The 2,079-nt window shown below is 57.0% G+C and carries 2 protein-coding genes and 1 pseudogene; 2 read left to right on the top strand and 1 reads right to left on the bottom strand.

All coding sequences use genetic code 11. The features are described 5' to 3' along the window. Window positions 1-112 precede the first annotated feature (112 nt). Window positions 113-307 (bottom strand): annotated as a pseudogene (locus ACP7EY_RS23865) (IS5/IS1182 family transposase); the annotation flags it as partial. Between the two features lie 557 nt (window positions 308-864). Here ACP7EY_RS23865 and ACP7EY_RS23860 point away from each other — a divergent pair. Beyond that, a complete protein-coding gene (locus ACP7EY_RS23860) occupies window positions 865-1,692 on the top strand; it encodes a substrate-binding domain-containing protein (protein ID WP_426197741.1) in 828 nt (275 codons plus the stop codon). Between the two features lie 20 nt (window positions 1,693-1,712). Continuing rightward, on the top strand, window positions 1,713-1,979 hold the full coding sequence (locus ACP7EY_RS23855) for a hypothetical protein (RefSeq protein WP_426197740.1): 267 nt from the start codon (window positions 1,713-1,715) through the stop codon (window positions 1,977-1,979). Window positions 1,980-2,079 lie beyond the last annotated feature (100 nt).

The raw sequence follows: 2,079 nt of genomic DNA, 5'->3' as shown, positions 1-2,079 counted from the left end.
CGCTACCATGTCGTTCGCCGACCAATTTTATGCGCTGGCAGGACAGGTCCGTACTGTTTGAGGCACCGAAGTTCCTTTCCTAGACAATTTCGTCTTTTGATCAACAACGCGACAGAACCCTCGGATGGTATGCGGGCCGGCCCGTTGCCGCCGGCTGCACGCGCTCAAATCCAAGGCTGGCAAGGTCAAGCTGATCGACAAATACGTCGACCACCCGGACCTGGTTGTCTTGGTCGACATAGTCGTCCAGTAGCTCGGGGAGCATCGTGGACTGGCCGCGGTCTGCACCTTCGATAAAGCGCTTCATTTCGCACCCCAAGTGATGAGATACTGGCTTAACGTTTACTGGTCAGGTTTCGTTTACAGCAATTTACGTTTTTACACAGCCTGGGCCGAAAGCAGCCGGTCAAGGGGGCCTCGCTCAACAACCTTGCTTGACATATGCACTCTCTATTAAAGGCCGCTGGATAAATGAAATGCGAACACATCTGAAGAAAAATCGCCGGTTGGCAACGGCCTGCTGCGCGGGTAATTGGGCGGCAATGTGCTCTTGAGCGCGGGCGTGTTCGGCAAGCTAGGCTCGGCCCTCACGAATCTGTTGATCGCTGCAGCCGCGGCCTAGTGGCTGCGCCGCGCAATCGCACGCACAGCGGAGGCAGCGGCAGCGGCGTCACCGTCACCTAAACGCTGAGTTGCTGCTTGCCGCCACCCGGTCCAGCCTATTCAGAGCACCGTTCCAAAGCCGATTCGCGCGCCCGCAAATACAACAGCGTGCACATTAACGTGCTCTACGATCAATTCTAATTGCGTATGGGAAACGATCAGCCTATCCTTAACGATTGCAGGAAAATCGTGGAGGGTTCCGTGCGATTCAGTTCACCCGTTCTTCAATCTGTTGCAGTGCTCATACTCGCGATGAGTACCGCAGGAACCTCGTTAGCCGAAAACATCAGAATTGGCGGCACAGGGGCGGCGTTGGGGACGATGACGCAACTGGCCGCGTCCTATACCAAGGCGCATCCCGAGCATCGAGTAAGAGTGTTCCCCAGTCTTGGCACGTCGGGCGGACTGAAAGCGCTCAGGGCCGGTGCAATCGAAATTGCCGTCAGTGCCCGGGACGTGAATGCCGAGGAAAAAGGTGCCGGACTATATGGCTTCAAGTACGGCACTACCGCGTTTATACTCATTAGCCATGCCGCGCTGCCCGCACAGCCCCTGACCAAGGAGTCGATCGCTGCTCTTTACTCTGGCCGGCAGACCATGTGGGCAAGTGGTCAGCCTGTGCGCCTGATACTGCGGCCTAAAGGCGACGCTGATACTCAACAGCTGAGCAAATTTTCTGTCGAGATCGAAGCTGCCGTAACTGCGGCGCACGCAAAGAGCGGCATGGCAACCGCCATCACCGATACCGACGCCGCTGACCAACTGGAAACCACGCTTGGCGCCTTAAGTACCTCGACCCTGGCTTTGGTGCTGTCGGAAAACCGCCATGTCAACATTCTGTCGGTCGATGGTGTCCTGCCGACCATCAAATCGCTCGACACCGGCAATTATCCGCATACCAAGGACATGTACGTGATAACCCCGGCAACGGCGTCGCCCGGCGTCAAGCGCTTCCTCGACTATTTGCGCTCGCCGCCGGGAGCGGCGATTTTAAAGCGGACAGGACATCGGGTGCAGGCATCCGGTTAGTACCATCTGCCATACCCATTATGGACAACAAGAATACCCTATCGGTCATCACCTATCTGGCGCTTGCCATAGGGTTCGCTATAACGACCGTGCCGCCGGCGCTGCTTTTCGTATCGGACTTCCGGCATGAACAGGCTACGGTCAATATCGAGGCCGAGATCAACGCGCGTATCGTAGCGCAGCTGATCCATGCGAATCCCGAGCTGTGGGTGTTTGAAACCCTGCGGCTGGAAGAGCTGCTTGCCCGGCGTTCGCAACACAGTGATAACCCAATCCACCGAACTTAAGCGGACGGCCCATTTTTTCTCCGTCGACATCATTTAATTCTTGACAGGAGTGCCGCTTCGCGCGGCCGCCGCCCTGATTGCGAGGGGTGTTCGCGAGCAG

It is taken from the genome of Massilia sp. DWR3-1-1, from assembly GCF_049898325.1.
Taxonomy (GTDB): Bacteria; Pseudomonadota; Gammaproteobacteria; order Burkholderiales; family Burkholderiaceae_D; genus JAFCUW01.
This window is presented reverse-complemented; position numbering and strand designations above follow the sequence as displayed.